Below are 2,238 nucleotides of genomic sequence, written 5' to 3' on the forward strand. Positions count from 1 at the left end.
ACTTGGGACTCGGGAAGAAAGAAACTCTCAGCAATTCCCCCTTAATAAAGGGGGTTAGGGGGTTGTCCTTCTCCCATTTTCATTGCCCTTTGTGAGCCTTGGCTCATGTCCGTTTCTCCTGAAAATATCCGCAGATTTCGCAGAGGACACAGATTTTTAATTTTTTGTCTCCCCGCTGGCGGGATTAAGGGGTTAGGGGATTCTTTTATTCCCGAGCCCCGAGTCCCGAATCCCGAGTCCCTTAATTTTCATCGTCGTTTGTGTCCACGCTGTAGGCATGAGCGTTTTCCTTGTTTTTGGTAATTACTTATTATTATACCACAATACTTCTCATATTGTCAATACTTTTGACTGTTCCACTTTCTCCTTTTCCCACTTTTACATTTTTCTCACTTATAGATTTCCCAAAGAATCATTATCAATCCCATTATCCAGCAATACCCTGCGAAGATAATTAATTTTCCTTGTTTGACTATCTTCAAAAGCACCTTAATTGCCAGATAGCCGCTTATAAAGGCAGATAAAACACCTATGATAAAGAGATATAAACTCTCTATTTCTACATCTTTCAGTTGTAAAATAGTTGCACCTAAAATGACCGGTAAGGCAATTAAGAAGGCATAATTAGGGGCTAAATCTTTATTTAACCCACGATATAACCCAGCTGTAATCGTTATCCCGGAACGGGAAATACCTGGGGCAAGTGCTAATGCCTGGGCGACACCAATAAATAAGGCGTCCTGGACGGTCATATTTAAAATATCCTTTTTACCATTTAGATTACGCTGACCTATGGCTAATATAAACCCTGTCCCTAACAGGAAAAATCCTACCGCTAAAGGGCTTTTGAATAATGCTTCAATATAATCTTCAAGAAATATTCCCACCAGGCATGCTGGAATTGTAGTCAGGATGATTAAAAAAACTAATCTTTTATAATCGTCATTCTGGACGCTTTTAAATTCCCTTTTAAAAAAAATATCATTTGATATTTCACCGCAGGCACGGATAAGTTTCAAAATATCCTTCCAGTAGATTAACATCAATGATAGGAATGTGCCAAAATGTAACATAGTATCAAAACTAAGTGATGGTTTTGCAATCTGTAGTAATTCTGGCACAATGACGAGATGAGCCGAGGAGCTTACCGGAATAAATTCTGTTACTCCTTGAACTATACCTAAAATCAACGCATCAAAAATATCCATATTTTCTCTTTGACCTCCTTATAAAGTAACCGTTCAGGGGGTATTTACCGCAGAGACGCAGAGGAACAGAGAAGACATAGAAATAAATCAGATAACAGAAAAGATTATTGAGGCAGACATGGAAATACATAGGACGTGCTTGCCGAATGTTCAGCAGGCAAGCCAGAATTGTTGCGTATCGTAAATAGATTTTAATTTTTTTCTCTGCGTCTCTGTGTCTCTGCGGTGAACAGTTACGAAAGTTGAAATTGGAAATTAGAAATTGGGCTTTTACTTCCTTCCTTAATTTCTAATTTCGAATTTCCAATTTTAACTTCATTTTCTGTAACCGTTCAGAGATATAGCCACAGAGTCACAGAGAACACAGAGGGAATATATAACTACGAATGAACACGAATAATAAAAAGATTTGTAGTGCGAGGCTTTAGCTTCGCTTCTGGCAAGCAGGAAGGCGAACCTAATGGTTTTTGCAAAATTAACTTCCACTTTTCTGGAATACCATAAAATAAATTAAAAATCAAACATCAAAATGTAAAATTACAAATCAAAAATCAAAATATTCTCCAGCTACTTTGTTAATTTACAAGTATTTTTGCATTTTGCATTGTAATTTTGATATTTGCATTTTGATATTTACATTAAAGTTCTTCTTGCTATCGCTCTCCCCAAAAGAGGAACCTATTTATGAAAAAGCAATAAGGTTCGCACTACATTTATCGAATGTCAGAGGTTAATTCGTGTCCTTATGTGGCTAATTTCTCTAATTCTCTGTGAACTCTGTGCCTCTGTGGCTGAACGGTTACAAATTTTGCTTACTGATAATTATACAGAATTTATTAAATTTGTCAAGTTGATTAATCGCAATCTGTGATTCAGACAGTAGACTATATAGCAGTTATTATTCAAAATTTTACTTAGAAATGCCGATAAGTATAGTAAATATTAACCAAAACTTCACATTAGTATGGTTGATAGTTGATAGTTGATGGTTGATGGTTGATGTCCAGTGTCTGAATCACAGCAGTTACAA

1 protein-coding gene is annotated in these 2,238 nt (G+C 36.3%); it reads right to left on the bottom strand.

The window, feature by feature from the left end; translation table 11 throughout:
- Window positions 1-389: 389 nt before the first annotated feature.
- Entirely contained in the window at window positions 390-1,208 is an 819-nt protein-coding gene (locus AB1422_18985; GenBank protein MEW6621387.1) for an undecaprenyl-diphosphate phosphatase, read from the bottom strand.
- Window positions 1,209-2,238: the final 1,030 nt, after the last annotated feature.

The organism is bacterium (assembly GCA_040757115.1).
In the GTDB taxonomy this organism is placed as follows: domain Bacteria; phylum UBA9089; class CG2-30-40-21; order CG2-30-40-21; family SBAY01; genus JBFLXS01.